The following is an 18,576-nucleotide window of genomic DNA, read 5'->3' as shown; positions in this document are numbered from 1 at the left end:
AAGGTTAATACATGCTCCTGTTGTTAGGGAGGCAGCCTAGTTGTACAAAAAACGGCAGGCTGAGGGATTTATAGTCTCTACTATACCTTGTTCGTTTATGGTTATAATTCCGTCGATTGCTTTTTCAATAATTGCATTCAAAAGTGCCTGGTTTTTCATATGCAACACGAATTGAGAATTCTAACAAATATCGTTAATAGTTTTTGATAATCAGTAGTTTAGTTGTTTTATTCGATAACATGTGAAGATTATAGGATAAAATGTAAACGATTTCTCCAAACTAAAGTATCTGGTGAAGCTCCTTCATATATATGCTTGTAATTTTCTTCTGTTGGTGGAAATACTTTTTTCAACCACTCAAGGTATTCTAAGTACATCATATTAGTTACCTCAGTCTCATCCATATAAAAAGACTGAACGTGTTGTTGTGTTGGCGTATTATTCCAATCATGCATAACATCATCCTGAACCTTACCCATGGTAAATGTCCCTCCTTCTACAAAAACTAGTCCCGGTCCCGCTTGTTGTTTTTTGTTAGAAACATTTTGTGCTGTTCCATTAATACTATTAACGTCCCAACCCGTAGCTCTTGATGCACTCGAACTAGATTTTTTACTACAGCTAGCCATTCCCAGAACCAATGTCATAGATAACATTAACTGTAAGGCCATAATTTTGTTTACTTTCATACTCTTTAGTAGGTAATAATTTAGGTGCTGCAATATAATAATTAAAATTAATTTGCAACATCAATTATAAAAACAATTATAAATATTTCATGTACCTGATTCTTGTCAAATCATCTCACATTACTCGAACGCAAAAATATACTTTTTATTATTTACTATAACACTAAATACTATATTTTTACTTGCCATAATATAACAATGACATTTTCGTTAAAACATACAATGAAAAAGACACTACTATTTTTTTTTATCTCACTACATATCAACTCTTTTGCACAAACAAAAGATGATATCATTTTAAATTGGCTTGACAAAAAAGACATGTATTTTGGCGACTTCAAAGTAAATGCCCCCTTATTTTCGGGCAATAACTACCATTTGAATGCCGATACAAAGTCAATTTTATATACTTTAAACCTTACACAATCTAATTATTCTGAAAACAGCATCGTGCAATTATCCAATATTGTCTACGAAACAATTTCAGAAAATCAACTCGGGGATTTAACCCTAAAAAACATACCCAAAACCACGAATGAATCGATAATAATATCATCTGCAAGAGGAATAAATCAAGCTTTATTAACTTTATCTCCAATAATTAATGATGGTAATGGATACAAAAAAGTAAAATCCTTTAGCTATAATATAATAACCAACTCTCAAAGTAATACTTCTTCAAGAACATCATTAACTAGAAAAAGCGCAAACATCTCCAATTCTGTATTATCATCAGGAGATTGGTACCGATTTTATATCGAAAAATCAGGAGTTTACAAAATCTCTAAAAGCTTTTTACAAAACTTAAACTCGGACTTAGTAAAAACCAACCCAAAAAAAATAAAAATATACGGTAATGGAGGAAGAATGCTCCCTTTATCTAATGCAGTCTTTTACCCAAATGATCTTACTGAAAATGCTATTCAAATTATTGGTGAAAATGACGGAAATTTTGACAATGATGATTATATTTTATTTTACGCAGAAGGTGTTGACACCTGGAGCAACGAAAGCAGAACCAACAACAATTTATACGACAACAAATCATATTACTATATAACGACTCAAGGAGGAGATGGTAAAAGAATCTCGCAAATGCAAACTCCAACAGGAAGCAGCACCATAAACATCTCAACATTTGACAGCCATCAATATCACGAAAAAGACCTTACAAACATTATACATTTAGGACGAGAATGGTACGGTGAACCATTTGACATTAACAACGAACAAGAATTCGACTTTAGTTTTCCAAATATCGATACTTCAATCCCTGTAAAAATACAAATCAAAACAGCATCTGCCTCCTTTACAAATACAACTTTTAAAGTTACAGCAAACGGACAAGACATAGGAAACATTAATTTCAGTCCAATAAACCCAAATTCTGAAATTAAGTTCTACACCGACTCTTTGCCATCAAACAAAACATTTACAGGAACAGAAAGCATAAAAATAAAACTCAACTACAACAATGGAGGTGTTCCTGGCTCGAAGGGATACTTAGATCGTATTAACCTAATTGCAAAAAGAAAACTACAGGGCTACGGAAAACAATTTCTTTTTCAATATGATTTAGCAGATTCAAGTCTCGGAATAGCAAATTACAATTTAACAAACACATCCGGAATTACACAAATTTGGGATGTTACAGACATATATAATGTAACTACTATTGAGAATTCAAATCAAAGTACAATCAGCTTTAAGGCACAATTAGGAGAGGTACGAAAATATATCGCTCTCGATCCTTCGGATTACTACACCCCACTTAAAGAAAACAAAACCAAAATTCCCAATCAAAACCTGAAAGGAACAATTTTAAAGAACAATCAAGGCACTTTTCAAGACCTTGACTATGTTATTATCACTCCTTCTTTTTTATTGAATCAAGCTGAGAAACTAGCCACTTTCCACAGATCCTATTCTAATTTAAACGTAAAAGTAATCACAACAGAATCGATATATCAAGAATTCTCATCTGGAAAACAAGATATAGCCGCTATCCGAAATTGCATCAAATATGTCTATGATAATGCATCTTCTCCAGAAAAAAGAATTAAATATGTCAATCTTTTTGGAGACGCTTCTTTCGATTATAAAAACAGAATCAATAATAATGGGAATATCATACCTATATATCATTCATTAAGAAAGCAATAGTTCAGGAGAAGCTTCATTTGCATCTGATGACTTTTATGGACTAATGGATAACAATGAAGGAAATATAATTTCTTTCTTTGGAGGAATAGATATCGCCATAGGAAGAATGCTTGTTAATGACACCAAACAAGCTAGCGAAATGGTCAATAAAGTACTCGAATACCATGATATAAAATCATATGGAAATTGGAAAAACAACTTTGTATTAATAGCCGATGATTCCGATAAAGCTTCGGATGCCACCTTACAAAGCAGACAAAACAAATTAGCTGATGTTATCACTACCGAAAAACCTTTCTTTAATGTAGACAAAATACTTTTAGACTCTTATGTAGAAGAAGCCTCAGCAGGAGGAGCAAGATACCCTAAAGCAAGAACAGACTTATTCGATGCTTTCGAAAAAGGAGCCCTAGTCTTTAACTATTTAGGTCATGGTGGTGAAGACGGCTTAGCAGGTGAACGAATCTGGGGGAAATCAGATGGGCAAAACCTAAACAATCAATATAAATATCCTTTATTTATAACCATTACGTGCGAATTCTCAAGATTTGACGACCCCACAAGACCAACTGCGGGTGAATATACCTTCTGGAATCCAAAAGGAGGCGCCATAGCCATGCTCACAACCACAAGATCTATTGGACAATTTAGCGCAGAGAATTTTAATGATATCCTATCCAAAAATTTATTATCATACGGCTCCAATCAATACACTACTATTTCAGAATCATTGAGAATATCCAAAAACAGCAATCCTAGCTCTTCAAGTAATGTAATTGTATATATTGGAGACCCTGCCTTAATGTTAGCAATTCCAAAACCAAAAATAAAACTAACAAAAGTAAACGATGTTCTTATTTAACCGATAGATGACTTTAAATCATTGGCAAAAATCAAACTATCAGGAGAAATAACAGACGAAAACAATAATTTACTAACAAACTACAACGGAGAACTAACAACAGCAATATTCGATAAAACAATTATAGCTTCTACACTTAATAACAATGGATTTAGTCCTCCAATACAATTCAACACCATGGGCGAGACTATTTTTAGAGGAAGCGCTTCAATCACCAATGGATTATTCGAATTTAGTTTTGTAGTCCCTAGAGAATTCGAATTCCGCTAGGCAATGGAAAAATTAGCTTTTACGCAAAAAAACAACAGCTTCTCGAGAATCAACAGGCTATGATTCTACAATAAAAATAGGCGGTATAAATGAAAATGCACCTCAAGCAGATAATAGTCCAAAAGTGCAGTTATATATGAATGATGAAACATTTGTATCAGGAGGGGTTACAAATGAATCTCCTTTTTTACTTGCGAATCTTGAAGATGAAAACGGGATAAATACTGCAAGCGGAATTGGACATGACATAGGTGCAATTTTAGACTAGATGTAGTAATCCTTATATATTAAACGATTACTACCAAACTAAGTTAGATGATTATACACATGGAACATTGCGTTTTCCATTTCGTAATCTAGCAGTAGGATTGCACACGGTTTCGGTTACAGCTTGGGATGTTTATAACAACCCTGTGACAGCCGAAATTCAATTTATAGTATCGGGAGATGATACAATTACATTAACGCATGTTTTAAATTACCCAAATCCGTTCACAACTTATACTGAATTTTGGTTTTCACACAACAGACCTTATGAACCTTTAGAAGTTCAGATCCAAGTAATGACAATTACAGGGAAAAGTCGTTTGGACAAAAAATCAAATTATTACTACCGAAGGTTTTTTATCTCGGGACATAACTTGGAACGAAAGAGATGATTTTGGAGATCGAATTGGTAAGGGAGTTTATATTTATAAATTAACCGTCAAATCGAACACAACAAATAAAAAAGCAGAAAAAATTGAAAAACTTGTCATACTTTAATTAAATATTATATTTGTTTACTATTAAAAACCTAGATGAAAAAAACTACCCTCATTTTAATCTGCCTTTTCATAGCTACCCTAGCCAAGGCACAAGAAAGAACAATTACAACTGCAGTACCCTTTTTGTTGGTAGCTGCCGACGCCAGTATAGGTATGGCCGACCAAGGAGTCGCCACATCTGTAGATGCTTTTTCTCAACAATGGAATCCCGCAAAGTATGCCTTCTCCGAAGACAAACAAGGATTCTCTGTTAGTTACACCCCTTATCTTACTGATTTAGTAAATGATGTCTCTTTAGGACAAATTACCTATTACAACAAAATAAACGACCGTAATGCCTTTGCTGCAAGTTTCCGTTATTTTGGCTTTGGTGATATCGAATTAAGAAAAACAGACAGCCCAGATGAACCAGTAAACATTGTATCTCCAAATGAGTTTGCTCTTGATGGATCTTATTCCTTGAAATTAAGTGAAAAATTCTCGATGGCAGTAGCAGGAAGATACATTCGTTCTAATCTAAAAATAGCCTCTGAAGACATAGACGCATCCCCAGCGACCTCTTTTGCAGTAGATGTTGCCGGTTTCTATCAATCAGAAGAAATTGCATATAGCGATTTTAACGGTAGATGGAGAGGTGGTTTTAACATTCAGAACATCGGTCCAAAAATCAAATACGACAATGACGAAATCAATGCTAACTTCTTACCAGCTAATTTAAGAGGTGGAGGGATCCCATTTCATTCTAGATGAATACAACAAAATTGGTTTGGGTGTAGAATTTAGCAAGTTATTGGTTCCAACGCCACAAAACCCAGATTTAAATGGTGATGGCACAGTTACTGCAGATGAAAGAAATCAAAACAGAGAAGATTATCGATCAATAGGCTGGGCATCAGGAATATTTAAATCATTTGGAGACGCGCCAGGTGGTTTTAGTGAAGAATTAAAAGAAATCACCTATAGCATTGGTGCAGAATACATGTATCAGGATTCATTTGCATTTCGCGCAGGTTATTTTCATGAAAGCCCTAAAGGAGCTAGAAAATTCTTCTCTCTAGGTGCAGGGTTCAAATACAATGTTGTTAAAGTAGATGTTTCATACCTATTCTCTACTTCAAATGTAAAAAATCCACTAGAAAACACACTTCGCTTCTCTCTAACGTTTAACTTTGGGGACAAATACGAAGTATATTAATAAAAAAGAATTACAATTATAACAATCCAAATTTCATAGTATTGAAATTTGGATTTTTTTTCCTAAATACATAATGAAAGAAATATCTATTACAACACAATTTTCAGTTTTTGAGTTCTATCAAGAACTTCCAAAAGACATCCAAAACTTAATGAACGAAGCAATTGCTATCCGTAAAAAAGCCTATGCCCCATATTCTAAATTTAGAGTTGGTGCAGCATTACTTTTGGACAATGGCAAGATTGTTTTAGGTTCAAATCAAGAAAATGCGGCGTATCCGTCAGGACTTTGTGCAGAACGAGTAGCTATTTTTCACGCAGGAGCCATTTATCCTGAAGCTAAGATTTTAAAAATTGCAATTTCGGCTGCTTCAGACACCAATCAAACGACAGCTCCTATCCCACCTTGTGGATCTTGTAGACAGTCAATTGCAGAATACGAAATAAAACAAGAGACCCCTATCGAAATTTATTTCATGGGCGAAATAGGTACAATTTATCAATCAGCATCCCTGAAAAATTTACTTCCTTTTATGTTTGACAAAAAGTTCTTGTAAAAAAAACCAAAAATTAGCGTTTAAATTTTAGTTCTAAGTAGGAATGTCTTATTTTTGCATCCCGACCCATCGGGCGCAAATTTGTGGGAGGAAACTATTTTGCGTTATAGGCAACAATTGATAACAGCAACACTTTACAAAAGAAAGAATTCAGATGAAAGAAGTTACAAAAGAGGTATATTTAAAGTGGTATGAAGACATGCTACTTTGGAGAAAGTTTGAAGACAAACTAGCAGCATTGTACATCCAACAGAAAGTAAGAGGTTTTCTTCACCTATATAATGGTCAAGAAGCTGTACTAGCTGGTGCATTGCATGTCATGGATTTGACAAAAGATAAAATGATAACTGCTTACAGAAATCACGTACAACCAATTGGTATGGGTGTTGACCCAAAACGTGTAATGGCTGAACTTTTAGGAAAAGCAACAGGAACATCTAAAGGAATGGGTGGATCTATGCACATTTTCTCAAAAGAACACCGTTTTTACGGAGGTCACGGAATTGTAGGTGGACAAATTCCTGTGGGAGCTGGTTTAGCTTTTGCAGATAAATATTTTGAAACAGGTGGTGTAACTATGACTTATTTTGGTGATGGTGCAGCAAGACAAGGTTCTTTACACGAAGCTTTTAATATGGCTATGTTATGGAAACTTCCAGTTGTATTTATTGTTGAAAACAATGGATATGCAATGGGAACTTCTGTTGAAAGAACAGCAAACCATACTGATATCTGGAAACTTGGTTTAGGATACGAAATGCCTTGTGGACCAGTTGACGGAATGAATCCAGTCAAAGTTGCTGAAGCTATGTACGAAGCAGTTGAAAGAGCACGTCGTGGTGATGGTCCAACATTCTTAGAAATGAAAACATACCGTTACAGAGGACACTCAATGTCTGACGCACAATTATATCGCTCAAAAGAAGAAGTAGAAGAATACAAAAAAATTGACCCAATTACTCAAGTTCTTGATGTAATAAAAGATCAAAATTTTGCTACTGAAGAACAAATTGAAGAAATAGACCAAAGAGTAAAAGACTTGGTAGAAGAATGTGTGAAATTTGCTGAAGAATCTCCATATCCTGATTTACAACAACTTTACGATGTAGTATACGCACAAGAAGACTATCCATTTACACCTCATAAACTATAAATCATGGCAATAAAAGTAACAATGCCTCGTTTGAGCGATACTATGACGGAAGGAACGGTAGCAACTTGGCTTAAAAAAGTAGGAGACAAAGTTAGCGAAGGAGATATCCTTGCTGAAATTGAAACCGACAAAGCAACAATGGAATTTGAGTCTTTCAATGAAGGAACTCTTTTATATATCAGGAATCCCAGCTGGAGAAACTGCTCCAGTTGATTCATTATTAGCAATTATAGGAAACGAAGGTGAAGATGTTACGGCATTAATCGCTGGAGGAGATGCTCCTGCTGCCGAAGCTCCAAAAGCTGAAGCTGCAACTACAGAAGCTAAAACAGAAGCAGCTGCTCCTGCAAAAACTGCAACTGAATTACCAAAAGGTGTTGTTGTAGTAACTATGCCTCGATTAAGCGACACCATGACTGAAGGTACAGTTGCAACTTGGCTTAAAAAAGTTGGTGACGCTGTAGCTGAAGGTGATATCCTTGCTGAAATCGAAACAGACAAAGCAACAATGGAATTTGAGTCTTTCAACGAAGGAACCTTATTATACATTGGTATCCAAGAAGGAAACACAGCTCCTGTTGATAGTTTATTAGCTATCATCGGACCTGCTGGGGCTGACATCTCTGGTATTGCCCAAAACTATACTGTTGGTGGTGCTCCTGCAAAAGCAACAACAGAAGAAACTAAAGCAGCTCCTACTCAAGAAACAGCAGAAACTGTTGAAGTCGTTAGCGACGGAAAAAGAAATTCTTGCTTCACCATTAGCAAAGAAAATAGCTTCAGATAAAGGAATTCAATTATCACAAGTAAAAGGAACTGGTGAAAACGGACGTATTGTAAAAAGCGATATCGAAAACTTTACACCTGCAACAACTGCTACTGCTCAACCAGCTGTAACAGCTACTAAAACTCCAGAAGTAACTGCTGCTGCACCAAAAGTTTTTGTTCCTGCTGGAGAAGTTTTCACAGAAGAGATCAAAAATTCGCAAATGCGAAAAATTATTGCAAAACGTCTAGCAGAATCATTGTTTACAGCTCCACACTATAACTTAGTGATTGAAGTAAGCATGGATGAAGCAATGACATCTAGAGCAACAATAAACAGCGTTCCTGACACCAAAGTATCATTTAATGATATGGTTATCAAAGCTTGTGCTTTGGCATTGAAAAAACACCCAAAAATTAATTCACAGTGGAAAGAAGATGCCATCATCATCAACCACCATGTAAATATTGGTGTTGCAGTAGCTGTTGAAGATGGATTAGTAGTTCCTGTATTGAAATTTACAGATGCTATGAGTTTATCACAAATTGGCACTAGCGTAAGAGATCTTGCTGGAAGAGCTAAAAACAAAAAACTTGGACCACAAGAAATGGAAGGAAGTACTTTTACAGTATCTAACCTTGGAATGTTTGGTATTACAGAATTTAATTCTATTATAAACCAACCAAACTCTGCCATCCTTTCTGTAGGTGCTATTGTAGAGAAACCAGTAGTTAAAAACGGTCAGATTGTAGTAGGAAACACAATGATGTTATCATTAGCTTGTGACCACAGAACAATTGATGGTGCAACTGGTGCTCAATTTTTACAAACATTGAAACAATATATCGAAAGCCCAGTTACTATGTTGGCATAATTCGTTATTATTTTATATTAAAAATCCCATTTTGAACTTTCAAAATGGGATTTTTTTATTTAATTTACATTTTAAACCAATTTTTTATAAAAATGAAAAAATTATATCTACTAACCCTCTTTTTGACAGCATTGGCCTGTCAGAAAAAAGACGAAACAAATAAATCAACAGTTGTTAAAGACGAACATTCTTTCTCAAAACCAGAGTTAGCCGTTGTAAAACACTTAGACCTTGATATCAAAGTTGATTTTGAAACACAATCCATTACTGGAAAAGCATCTTGGAAAATCGACAACGTTAGTAAAGGCAACGAAATTATCTTTGACGAAAACACGCTTAACATCACTAAAGTAACTCTAGGTGATGATGAAAAAGAAACCAAATTCGAGCTCGGAAAAGACGTCGAATTTCACGGAAAACCACTTCACATTACAATTGAACCAAATACAACTAAAGTAAATATTTACTACAATACAACCAAAGACGCTGTAGCATTACAATGGCTAAAACCTGAACAGACTGCAGACAAAAAGAAACCTTTCCTTTTCTCTCAAGGAGAAAGTGTTTGGTCACGTACTTGGATCCCATGTCAAGACTCTCCATCAGTTCGTTTTACTTATAATGCAAAAATTACAGTTCCTAAAGATTTAATGGCTGTAATGAGCGCAGTTAATCCTCAAAAGAAAAATGATACTGGTATTTACACTTTTAAACAAGACAAAGCAATACCATCATACTTAATGGCAATTGCAGTTGGAGACATCGAATTTCAATCAATTGATGACAGAACAGGTGTTTACGCAGAACCATCTGTTCTTAAAAAAGCAGCATGGGAATTTGCTGAATTAGGAAAAATGGTAGTTGCTGCCGAAAAACTATATGGCCCATACCGTTGGGGACGTTATGATGTATTAGTCCTGCCACCAAGTTTCCCTTACGGTGGAATGGAAAATCCCAACTTAACATTCCTAACTCCAGGAGTTTTGGCTGGTGATCGTTCATTAACTAGCTTATTAGCACATGAATTAGGTCATAGCTGGAGCGGAAACTTAGTTACCAATGCAACATGGGATGACATTTGGTTAAACGAAGGGTTCACTACTTATGTAGAACACAGAATTGGTGAAGCAATCTTTGGTGAAAAAGAATTTGAAATGCAAAATGTTATCATCCGTAAAGAACTAATTGATAATATTGCTGAACTAGGAGATACAAACCCAGACACAAGACTTAAAGTTAGTTTAACTGGAAGAAATCCTGATGACGGGTTAAGTTTAATACCTTATGTAAAAGGATATGCCTTTTTAAGAGTTATTGAGAGTGCAGTGGGACGAGAAAAATTCGATGTTTTTATTAAAAACTATTTCGATGCAAATGCTTTTAAATCTATTACAACTGAAGATTTTGTAAAATACATAAATGAGAATCTAATTAAAGGAGACAAAGCACTGGCTGACAAGATAAAACTAGATGAATGGATCTACAAACCTGGAATTCCATCAAATATTACTCCAGTAAGCTCACCCGATTTTGATGCTATCGATAAAATTCAAAAAAGCTGGAGAGAAACTGGCGTTAAAGGATTAAGCAAAAAAATCACAACAACTACAGAGAAACAACATTTTATAGACAATCTTCCAACAGATATTACTGTAAAAGAAATGGAAGCACTTGATACCGAATTCAACTTTACAAAAGGTGGCAATTTCATTATCAAGCGCCAATGGTTTGTTCCTTCAATCCGTTATAAATATACAGCAGCTTACCCTGCAGTTGAACAATTTTTAATTTCTACTAGCAGAACAGGATCAGTAATGATGCTTTATAAAGAAATGGCAAAAACACCTGAAGGGAAAATTTGGGCAAAACAAATCTTCGACAAAGCAAAATCAGGTTATCACCAAACAACAATCCAAGCTGTTGAAGGTGTTTTAAAATAGTATTCCGTTTCAGTTTACAGTCGCAGTGGCAGTTTTTTGCTTACAATCTAACCGAAGACTGCAACTGAAAACTGCAAAGAAAAAAATCCCCAGTTACACCTTGTAATCGGGGATTTTTTTTATTCTTATTTCTCATTCCTGACCTAATAAACAAAAAACATTCTTATGAAAACAATTGCCCTAGCCCCGATAGAAGTGAAAATCCTTTTGCTTTTTTCTTTAAAAAGCAAAAGATTGTAACGAATAGCGGGATTAGCTTCTAAAAAAAACACCTCAGAGAAAATTATCCATTACATAGCGTAAATTCTCCATGTTCTAAGATCAGCAATCGTAGCACCTTTTGTAATGTCAAAAGACAACAACAAGTAAATAATAAAATTAAATAAGATGACACGATTAACAGCATTAAACCCAGAAGAAGCAACAGGAAAAACTAAAGATTTATTCAACGCTGTACATGCAAAATTAGGAGTTGTTCCAAACATGATGAGAACAATGGGAAATTCTCCCGCAGTTCTTGAAGGATATCTAAATTTAAGCGGTGCTCTAACCACCAGGAAAATTAGGTACAAAAACAGGAGAGCTAATTGCCTTAGCAGTTTCAGAAAGTAATTCATGTGATTACTGCTTAGCAGCCCATACCTTTATTGGAGAAAAACTGGTAAAAGCAGATCCTGCAGTTTTGCAAGCAGCGAGAACAGGAAATTCAACCGACGCAAAAACTGAAGCCGTTTTACAATTTGCCAAAACATTAATCAGTAAAAATGGCTTGGTAAATGATGAAGATCTAAACAATGTAAAAAATGCTGGAGTTACTGATGCAGAAATTGCAGAAACAATTGGACATGTAGCTTTAAATATTTTAACAAACTACTTTAACAATACAGCAAACACAGAAATTGATTTTCCAGCTGTTTCAAGTTTAAATTAATTCAAGCAAAAACACTTTATAAAGATAGTTATGAATTCTTTTCATGACTATCTTTATATTTCAAAAACAAAAAGAAATCATGAGTACTCAGAATGTTTTCACTTTAATTAATCCACAAAATGGTAATTTAGCCTTTAAGTTACTCCCTTTTGACAACAATAGTCATTTTGACCATTTGCAGCGCAATAATTATTTCTCATTAATTTGGGTAACCAAAGGAAAAGGGAAAGTAAAAGCTGATTTTGCCGAGCATAATTTTGAAGAAAACGCACTCCTGGCCTTTTCTCCTTATCAGCCTTTTATGCTCTGTGTAAGTGAACCAATTGAAGGAATCGCAATTCACTTTCATCCTGATTTTTATTGCATTCACATGCATCAAAAAGAAGTTTCCTGTAATGGGATTTTATTTAATAATGTTTATCAACCACCATTTACAATTATTACAGAACAAGCTGCAGCAACTTTTAGAATGGTTTTAGAACAAATGAAAACCGAAATTCAAAATGCTGAATTGGCACAATATGAATTATTGGTTTCCTACTTAAAAATATTTTTAATTACTGCTTCCCGATTAAAAAACGAACAATTAGAAGAAATGAAATCAGTTCCTAATTCGAAGAATCTTTTCATTCTTCAAAATCTGAAAGATGCTATTGAGCTTAATTTTAAAACCAAACATTCGCAGAGCAGGAAATTATGCCGAATTATTAAATATCTCATCAAAGCGCTGGCAAAATTATCTAAGACTTATTTTAATAAAACACTAACTGATTTAATTGCTGAAAAGAATAATAATCGAAGCCAAAAGAGAATTATAGCATGACATGAACAAAACTGTCAAAGAAATTGCATACGAATTGGGCTATGAAGACGAGCATTACTTTAGTCGATTTTTTAAAACCAATGCCGATGTCTCACCTCAAATTATAGAGAAACAGTAGGTTTTGGGAAAAATAAAATTCTTAATTTTATTTTTAGCCTCAATCCATTTAGACATATATTTTGTACTTCTCATGGTATGATACTGCAACATACTTCCCACAAAATTATTATTACGATGAGATTGCAAATTAGATTGCAAATAGAAAATTATTTCCATAAAATCAGTCGCAAAATCATCTTTTAAATAGCGAGTATTAATTATTTCAATAATCCTTTTATCTGGGCTTGGTTCCGCAGATTTTTGTCTTGATATAATTCTACCGCTGCTTTGGCGAAATTTTCAGCATCATCAATAATAAAGCCATTCCAAGGCAAATCACCATTCATAGCTTCCGCACCTATTGTTGTGGTCACGCTTGGTGTTCCAGATTGCATGGCTTCAACTAATTTTCCTTTTAAACCCGCACCAAAACGTATCGGAGCTAATACTATTCTAGATTTCTGGACTACCTCTTGAGCATTATCAGCACGGCCCATAATATAAAATCAGATATAGGTTGGTGGGATTTATTTTTTGCGAAGGATATGCTCCATAAACATTTAAATCTGCATCGGTAATTGTTTTCTTATCAAAGGCAAAATTACTTCTTTTAGATATTGAACGGTATTCCAATTAGGTTCGTGCAGAAAATTACCGATAAAAACAAAACCAGTCCTTTCTTCAAAAGAGGGTAATTCTTTTAATACATCTTCAGAAATTGAATTCAATAAAAAAGGTAAATAATACAATAAAGCAGTATCAATTTTAAATACCGATTCTAATAATTCCATCTCAAACTCAGAAATTATTAAAGACAAATCACAACGCAGAATACTAGCGATTTCTCTCTTAGCTACTTCTTCTGAAAATAAATCACTAACTACAAAATTTCTATTCTCTTTGAATCCTTTTTGACGAGCTTGACGCAGGCAGTGCAAATCCTCAGTATCTAAAATACGTAATGCATCAGGACAATTTTCAGACACGCGCCAACCAAACTGTTCTTCAATCATAAACCGATCAAACAAAACAATCGACGGATTAAGTTCTTTTATATAATCATCAAAACTGGAACAATTTAAAGTAATCGATTTCTTTTCGATTCCTAATGCTCGCAAATCTATCATGAAGTCACTATCCAAAGCTGGGCTAGCAAATGTGATTTCAAATCCTTGTTCTTGAAAAATTGAAATCAATTGCATCATTTTCCCCCCTGCGGCCATGAATTTGGCTCAGGCCATACAAAACCAATTATTAAAAGCTTTTTAAGCTCACTCATATCCTATTTTATTTCTCTCAAAATAATACTATTTAAGCGGCAATATAGTCGTTCAACCCAAAAATCGGGAATAAAACACTAATTTTGTAGGTTATAAATCAAATATCATGTTAGGATTAAAATTAGCTACAGACCCACGTTGGGTAAACATAGTCGAATCGAATATCGAAGAAATTCTTACCGACCATGCGTGGTGTGAGCAAAAAGCGGCTTCAAACGCAATTAGTTTAGTAACATACAATTCAGAATTAGAGGAATTAGTAACAGAAATGCTAATTATTGCCAGAGAAGAGTTAGAGCATTTACAAATGGTACCATGACATTATCAAGAAGGATGTAACACTGGTCGCGAAAGAAAAGACGTATATGTAAATGAACTTTTTAAATTCATGAAAAAAGATGGCAGTAGAAAAGATGCCCTTTGTGACCGCTTATTATTTTCGGCTATGATTGAAGCTAAAGTTGTGAACGCTTTAAAGTCCTTTAGGAAAACATAAAAGACCAAGAATTAGCCAAGTTTTATCGTGATTTAATGATTTCGGAAGCGGGCCATTACACCGCTTTTTAGGATTTGCCCGAAAATACACAGACAACATAGACATTGATAAACGCTGGAAAGAATGGATTGAATATGAAGGCTCTATTATTACCAATTATCGAAAAAGCGAAACTGTACACGGATAAAAACAACTAATAATTATACTTATGCCAAAAGGGAATATAAAATCCATTTTATATAGAATAGTAAAATATATGGAATAGTGCTAGTAGTTATTTTAGCGCTACTTTTTATAACGCCTTATGTTTTTTGGACAAAATAACAAAAAGAAGAGATAAAGAAAACTGCAAATAAGAAAAACTTAATGCTGAACTAAATTATTCAGATGCTAACATTTCTTTCTTTCATCATTTTCCATCATTAACTTTAACTTTAAACGAATTAAACTAAATGGATCAGCTCCATTCCAAAAAGAAAACTTTGTTACTGCTAAAGAAGTTTCTTTTGGTATCAACATAAGCAGTTTACTCTTTGGAGAAACTGTTAGCATAGACCAAATATATCTATCTAATTCTTTTATCAATGTAAAAGTTAATAAAAACGGTGAAGCAAATTATAACGTTTACGAAATCATCTGAAGCCGAAGCAGAAAAAGCTAAAGATAATAGTGATGATACCTCTTTAAAATTAGAAAAAATTGAAATCATCAATAGCAAAATAGTCTATGATGATCAATCAACCAATGTACATCTAGATGTTTTTGGATTTAATTATTCTGGAAAGGGAGATTTAAGTAAAGATATCTTCGACTTATATTCAAAAGCTAAAATCGAAAAACTTAATATTTTATATGAGAATGAACCGTATTTAATGAATAAGAAGGTTGACGCCGATTTAATCACTAAAGTAAATGTAAATTCTTTATCATTCTTTTTTGAGCAAAACAATTTAAAAATAAATCAGCTGATAGTTGATTTTAAAGGGAAATTTGACTTCTTAAAAGATGGTTATAATATCGATTTTGTAATAAAGTCAAATAACAGCCAATTGCATGATGTCTTTACAGCATTCCCACCTAAATTTATTACCTGGTTATCGAAAACAGATTTAAAAGGAAATACCAATCTATTACTTACCTTAAAAGGTAAATATATAGCCTCACAAAACATTGCCCCAGATTTAAATGTCGATTTAAAAATAAACGATGGATATGTAAACTATAATAAAAGTTCCTTTCCTGTTTCAAATTTAAATCTAGATATAAGCACGAAATTACCTTCATTAAACCCTGATCTTTTAATTGTTGACGGAAAGAATTTAGCTTTGAATATTAATAAAGATTATTTAAAATCTAAATTCTATGTAAAAGGAGTTGACACTCCAGACTTGAATATAGATTTAAGCAGTCAGATAGATTTAGAAAAATTAACTCAAGCATTTGGAATACCAGATATTGAGCTAAAAGGGAATCTTATTGGAGATGTTAAAGCAAAAGGGATTTTTGATTTAAAAAACAAACTCTTTCCTGTAACTTCTGGGACAATTAATTTTAAAAATGGATATTTAAAAACAAAATATTATCCAAACCCAATAACAGACATAACTATTGTTTCTGAGATTAAAAATCAAAAAGGAACTTTTGATGATCTAAAAGTGAAATTATCACCTGCACAAATAACCTTTGAAGGAAAGCCTTTTTATATTGATGCCGATTTATATAATTTTGATGATCTCACTTATGATGTGAAAGCCAAAGGAGAACTGGACATAAGCAAAATATATAGAGTATTTTCTCAAAAAGGGTTAGATTTAGATGGCTCAATTAAAGCCGATTTAATTTTAAAAGGCAAACAAAGTGATGCCGAAAAAGGAAATTATAGTAAACTTCACAATAAAGGAACACTAGAAATTAAAAACATCGGAATAGTTTCTGAATACCTTCCTAAAAAATTTATCATTAAAGAAGGTGTTTTTAAAATAAACCAAGACAAAATGTTCTTCAAAAACTTTTTATCAACATACGGTCAATCAGACTTTAAGATGAATGGTTATTTACAAAATGTCATCAATTTTGCAACAACCAAAACGGGTGTTTTAAAAGGCTCATTTGTCATAAATTCAAGATACATCAATGCTGATGAATTTATGTCAGCAACTACAATTGAAACAAATAGTACTGCAACAACACCTAATACAAGTTCTGAAACTCCAAAAACCGAAGTAATACAAACTGGTGTAATTATAATTCCAAAGAATTTTAATTTACAATTTCAGGCAAATGCACAAAAGGTAAACTTTAATAAACTTACCTTGAATAACGCCAAAGGTAACCTCAAGATGAATAAGGGTGTTTTAACCATGCAAAATACAGGTTTTAACTTGATAGGTTGCGAAGTAACCATGGACGCAACGTATCAAGCTCTAACGATGAAAAAAGCTCTATTCGACTATACTATCAAAGCAACAGATTTTGACGTTAAAAAAGCTTACAATGAAATTGAGATATTTAGAAAAATGGCTAGTGCAGCAGAAAAAGCTCAAGGAACAGTTTCTTTAGATTATAAATTAAAAGGAAGACTTAATGCTAATATGGAACCTGTTTATCCTTCCTTAGTGGGTGAAGGTGTTGTCTCTGTAAAAAACATCAAATTATATGGCATGAAGATGTTTAATGCTGTAAGCAAAACAACAAGCCATGAGGGAATAAAAAATCCTGAAATTTCTAAAGTAGATATTAAGAGTAGTATTAAAAACAATATAATTACTCTAGAACGATTCAAATTCAAGTTTGCAGGCTTCAGACCAAGAATAGAAGGAACTACTAGTTTAGATGGTAAGCTAAATATTAAAATGAGATTAGGTTTACCCCCATTAGGAATTTTAGGAATTCCATTAATCATCAAAGGAACCAAAGACAATCCTAAAATAAAAATAGGAAGAAAATCAGATGATTTAGAAGAAACTCAAGATACTGAAGATTAATAATGATACTATCATTTCAAGCCTGCTCAATCGAGCAGGCTTTTTTATGCGTATAAATGAAAAAGAATTTATTAAGTATTAACTAAGTAACCACAAATTGTTCAATACCCATTTTAAAGCATTAATTTTAATAAATACAACAAAGTATATTAATTATTAAAAATTATTACTTATGAACGTATAATATGTGCTCTATTTGGGATAATAAAAGTGTACTATCTGAAAAGATTGTTATTTATAGCCTTTACTAATCCCGTTTGAAGTATTATCTATTGCGTAGTTGTGCTAAGATTAAGCAGAGATTCTTTTATACTAAGCTGGTACGATTCGTTTCTCGTGAAGTCCCATAGATACAAAGACTTTGTTTAAACACAAAACAGCAGTATCCATTTTTAGCGCAAACAGCACAAATAAAAACACAAAGGTTCACAAGCTATAGATCAAACTTCCTGAACCTTTGTGTGGTAAAATATTTTTGCTAATCCCCAACTTTTACACCTGATCCGCTTTATTTTTTCTTAAAAATAGAGATGTAATACTTCTTCTGAGTGAGTGGTCAAACTACTGCAAAATGTTCTACTAAAAAATCAGAAAGCATAAATTTTAAAAGATCTATAGGGAGCATATTAAATTCTTAGATTGCAAATTTCTAATCTTATTTTGACATTTCTCCCAGGTTTTGTTCTTGATCCATTTTTTTGAGTAATCTTCTAAAAAGTTTTGGACAA

General features: G+C 33.4%; 10 protein-coding genes and 6 pseudogenes. 12 read left to right on the top strand and 4 right to left on the bottom strand.

Features of this window, described 5'->3' with window-relative positions; genetic code table 11:
• Positions 1-36: 36 nt before the first annotated feature.
• Together AC1RYN_RS07665 and AC1RYN_RS07660 are read right to left on the bottom strand one after the other, a co-directional pair.
• Positions 37-159, bottom strand: a complete 123-nt coding sequence (locus AC1RYN_RS07665; RefSeq protein WP_481806497.1) for a PAS domain S-box protein — start codon at positions 157-159, stop codon at positions 37-39.
• Positions 160-257: 98 nt separating this feature from the next.
• Positions 258-689: pseudogene (locus AC1RYN_RS07660) on the bottom strand (SUMF1/EgtB/PvdO family nonheme iron enzyme); the annotation flags it as partial.
• Between the two features lie 222 nt (positions 690-911).
• On the opposite strand from AC1RYN_RS07660, the pseudogene porU reads away from it, so the two are divergent.
• From porU to AC1RYN_RS07610, 10 genes and pseudogenes are all read left to right on the top strand, one after another.
• Positions 912-4,749 (top strand): annotated as a pseudogene (porU, locus tag AC1RYN_RS07655) (type IX secretion system sortase PorU).
• A 35-nt stretch (positions 4,750-4,784) separates the two neighbouring features.
• Positions 4,785-5,946, top strand: a pseudogene (porV, locus tag AC1RYN_RS07650) (type IX secretion system outer membrane channel protein PorV).
• A gap of 73 nt (positions 5,947-6,019) precedes the next feature.
• Positions 6,020-6,502, top strand: coding sequence for a cytidine deaminase (gene cdd, locus AC1RYN_RS07645; RefSeq protein ID WP_481806496.1), 483 nt, complete (start codon positions 6,020-6,022; stop codon positions 6,500-6,502).
• Between the two features lie 154 nt (positions 6,503-6,656).
• Positions 6,657-7,655: a pyruvate dehydrogenase (acetyl-transferring) E1 component subunit alpha gene (gene pdhA, locus AC1RYN_RS07640; protein WP_481806495.1), complete on the top strand. Its 999-nt coding sequence runs from the start codon at positions 6,657-6,659 to the stop codon at positions 7,653-7,655.
• Between the two features lie 3 nt (positions 7,656-7,658).
• A pseudogene (locus AC1RYN_RS07635) lies at positions 7,659-9,295 on the top strand (dihydrolipoamide acetyltransferase family protein).
• A gap of 92 nt (positions 9,296-9,387) precedes the next feature.
• The gene (locus AC1RYN_RS07630) at positions 9,388-11,235 is read left to right on the top strand and encodes a hydrolase/aminopeptidase (protein ID WP_481806494.1); all 1,848 of its coding nucleotides are present in this window, start codon (positions 9,388-9,390) and stop codon (positions 11,233-11,235) included.
• 387 nt (positions 11,236-11,622) lie between these two features.
• A complete protein-coding gene (locus AC1RYN_RS07625; RefSeq protein WP_481806493.1) occupies positions 11,623-11,847 on the top strand; it encodes a hypothetical protein in 225 nt (74 codons plus the stop codon).
• The gene (locus AC1RYN_RS07620) at positions 11,822-12,166 is read left to right on the top strand and encodes a carboxymuconolactone decarboxylase family protein (protein WP_481806498.1); all 345 of its coding nucleotides are present in this window, start codon (positions 11,822-11,824) and stop codon (positions 12,164-12,166) included. The genes AC1RYN_RS07625 and AC1RYN_RS07620 overlap by 26 nt, the downstream gene beginning before the upstream one ends.
• 43 nt (positions 12,167-12,209) lie before the next feature.
• Positions 12,210-12,989, top strand: a complete 780-nt coding sequence (locus AC1RYN_RS07615; protein WP_481806492.1) for a helix-turn-helix domain-containing protein — start codon at positions 12,210-12,212, stop codon at positions 12,987-12,989.
• Between the two features lies 1 nt (position 12,990).
• The gene (locus tag AC1RYN_RS07610; protein ID WP_481806491.1) at positions 12,991-13,107 is read left to right on the top strand and encodes a helix-turn-helix domain-containing protein; all 117 of its coding nucleotides are present in this window, start codon (positions 12,991-12,993) and stop codon (positions 13,105-13,107) included.
• Here the strand turns inward: AC1RYN_RS07610 and AC1RYN_RS07605 are convergent.
• A pseudogene (locus AC1RYN_RS07605) lies at positions 13,086-14,367 on the bottom strand (glycosyltransferase). The gene AC1RYN_RS07610 and the pseudogene AC1RYN_RS07605 sit on opposite strands and share 22 nt — an antisense overlap.
• 107 nt (positions 14,368-14,474) lie before the next feature.
• On the opposite strand from AC1RYN_RS07605, the pseudogene AC1RYN_RS07600 reads away from it, so the two are divergent.
• Positions 14,475-15,051: pseudogene (locus AC1RYN_RS07600) on the top strand (MiaE family protein).
• Between the two features lie 203 nt (positions 15,052-15,254).
• On the opposite strand, the gene AC1RYN_RS07595 reads toward AC1RYN_RS07600, so the two are convergent.
• Positions 15,255-15,449 (bottom strand): hypothetical protein, encoded by a 195-nt coding sequence (locus AC1RYN_RS07595; protein WP_481806490.1) that lies wholly within the window; start codon positions 15,447-15,449, stop codon positions 15,255-15,257.
• Positions 15,450-15,469: 20 nt separating this feature from the next.
• Here AC1RYN_RS07595 and AC1RYN_RS07590 point away from each other — a divergent pair, with 20 nt between their 5' ends.
• Entirely contained in the window at positions 15,470-17,848 is a 2,379-nt protein-coding gene (locus AC1RYN_RS07590) for a hypothetical protein (protein WP_481806489.1), read from the top strand.
• Positions 17,849-18,576 lie beyond the last annotated feature (728 nt).

Source organism: Flavobacterium sp. TC780 (genome assembly GCF_056783245.1).
This window is presented reverse-complemented; position numbering and strand designations above follow the sequence as displayed.

Bases quoted from the DNA above. Each gene is read 5' to 3' on its own strand.
- AC1RYN_RS07625 (WP_481806493.1), top strand. From the start codon at position 11,623: ATGACACGATTAACAGCATTAAACCCAGAAGAAGCAACAGGAAAAACT.
- AC1RYN_RS07665 (WP_481806497.1), bottom strand. From the start codon at position 159: ATGAAAAACCAGGCACTTTTGAATGCAATTATTGAAAAAGCAATCGAC.
- pdhA (WP_481806495.1), top strand. From the start codon at position 6,657: ATGAAAGAAGTTACAAAAGAGGTATATTTAAAGTGGTATGAAGACATG.
- AC1RYN_RS07610 (WP_481806491.1), top strand. From the start codon at position 12,991: ATGAACAAAACTGTCAAAGAAATTGCATACGAATTGGGCTATGAAGAC.
- AC1RYN_RS07615 (WP_481806492.1), top strand. From the start codon at position 12,210: ATGACTATCTTTATATTTCAAAAACAAAAAGAAATCATGAGTACTCAG.
- cdd (WP_481806496.1), top strand. From the start codon at position 6,020: ATGAAAGAAATATCTATTACAACACAATTTTCAGTTTTTGAGTTCTAT.
- AC1RYN_RS07630 (WP_481806494.1), top strand. From the start codon at position 9,388: ATGAAAAAATTATATCTACTAACCCTCTTTTTGACAGCATTGGCCTGT.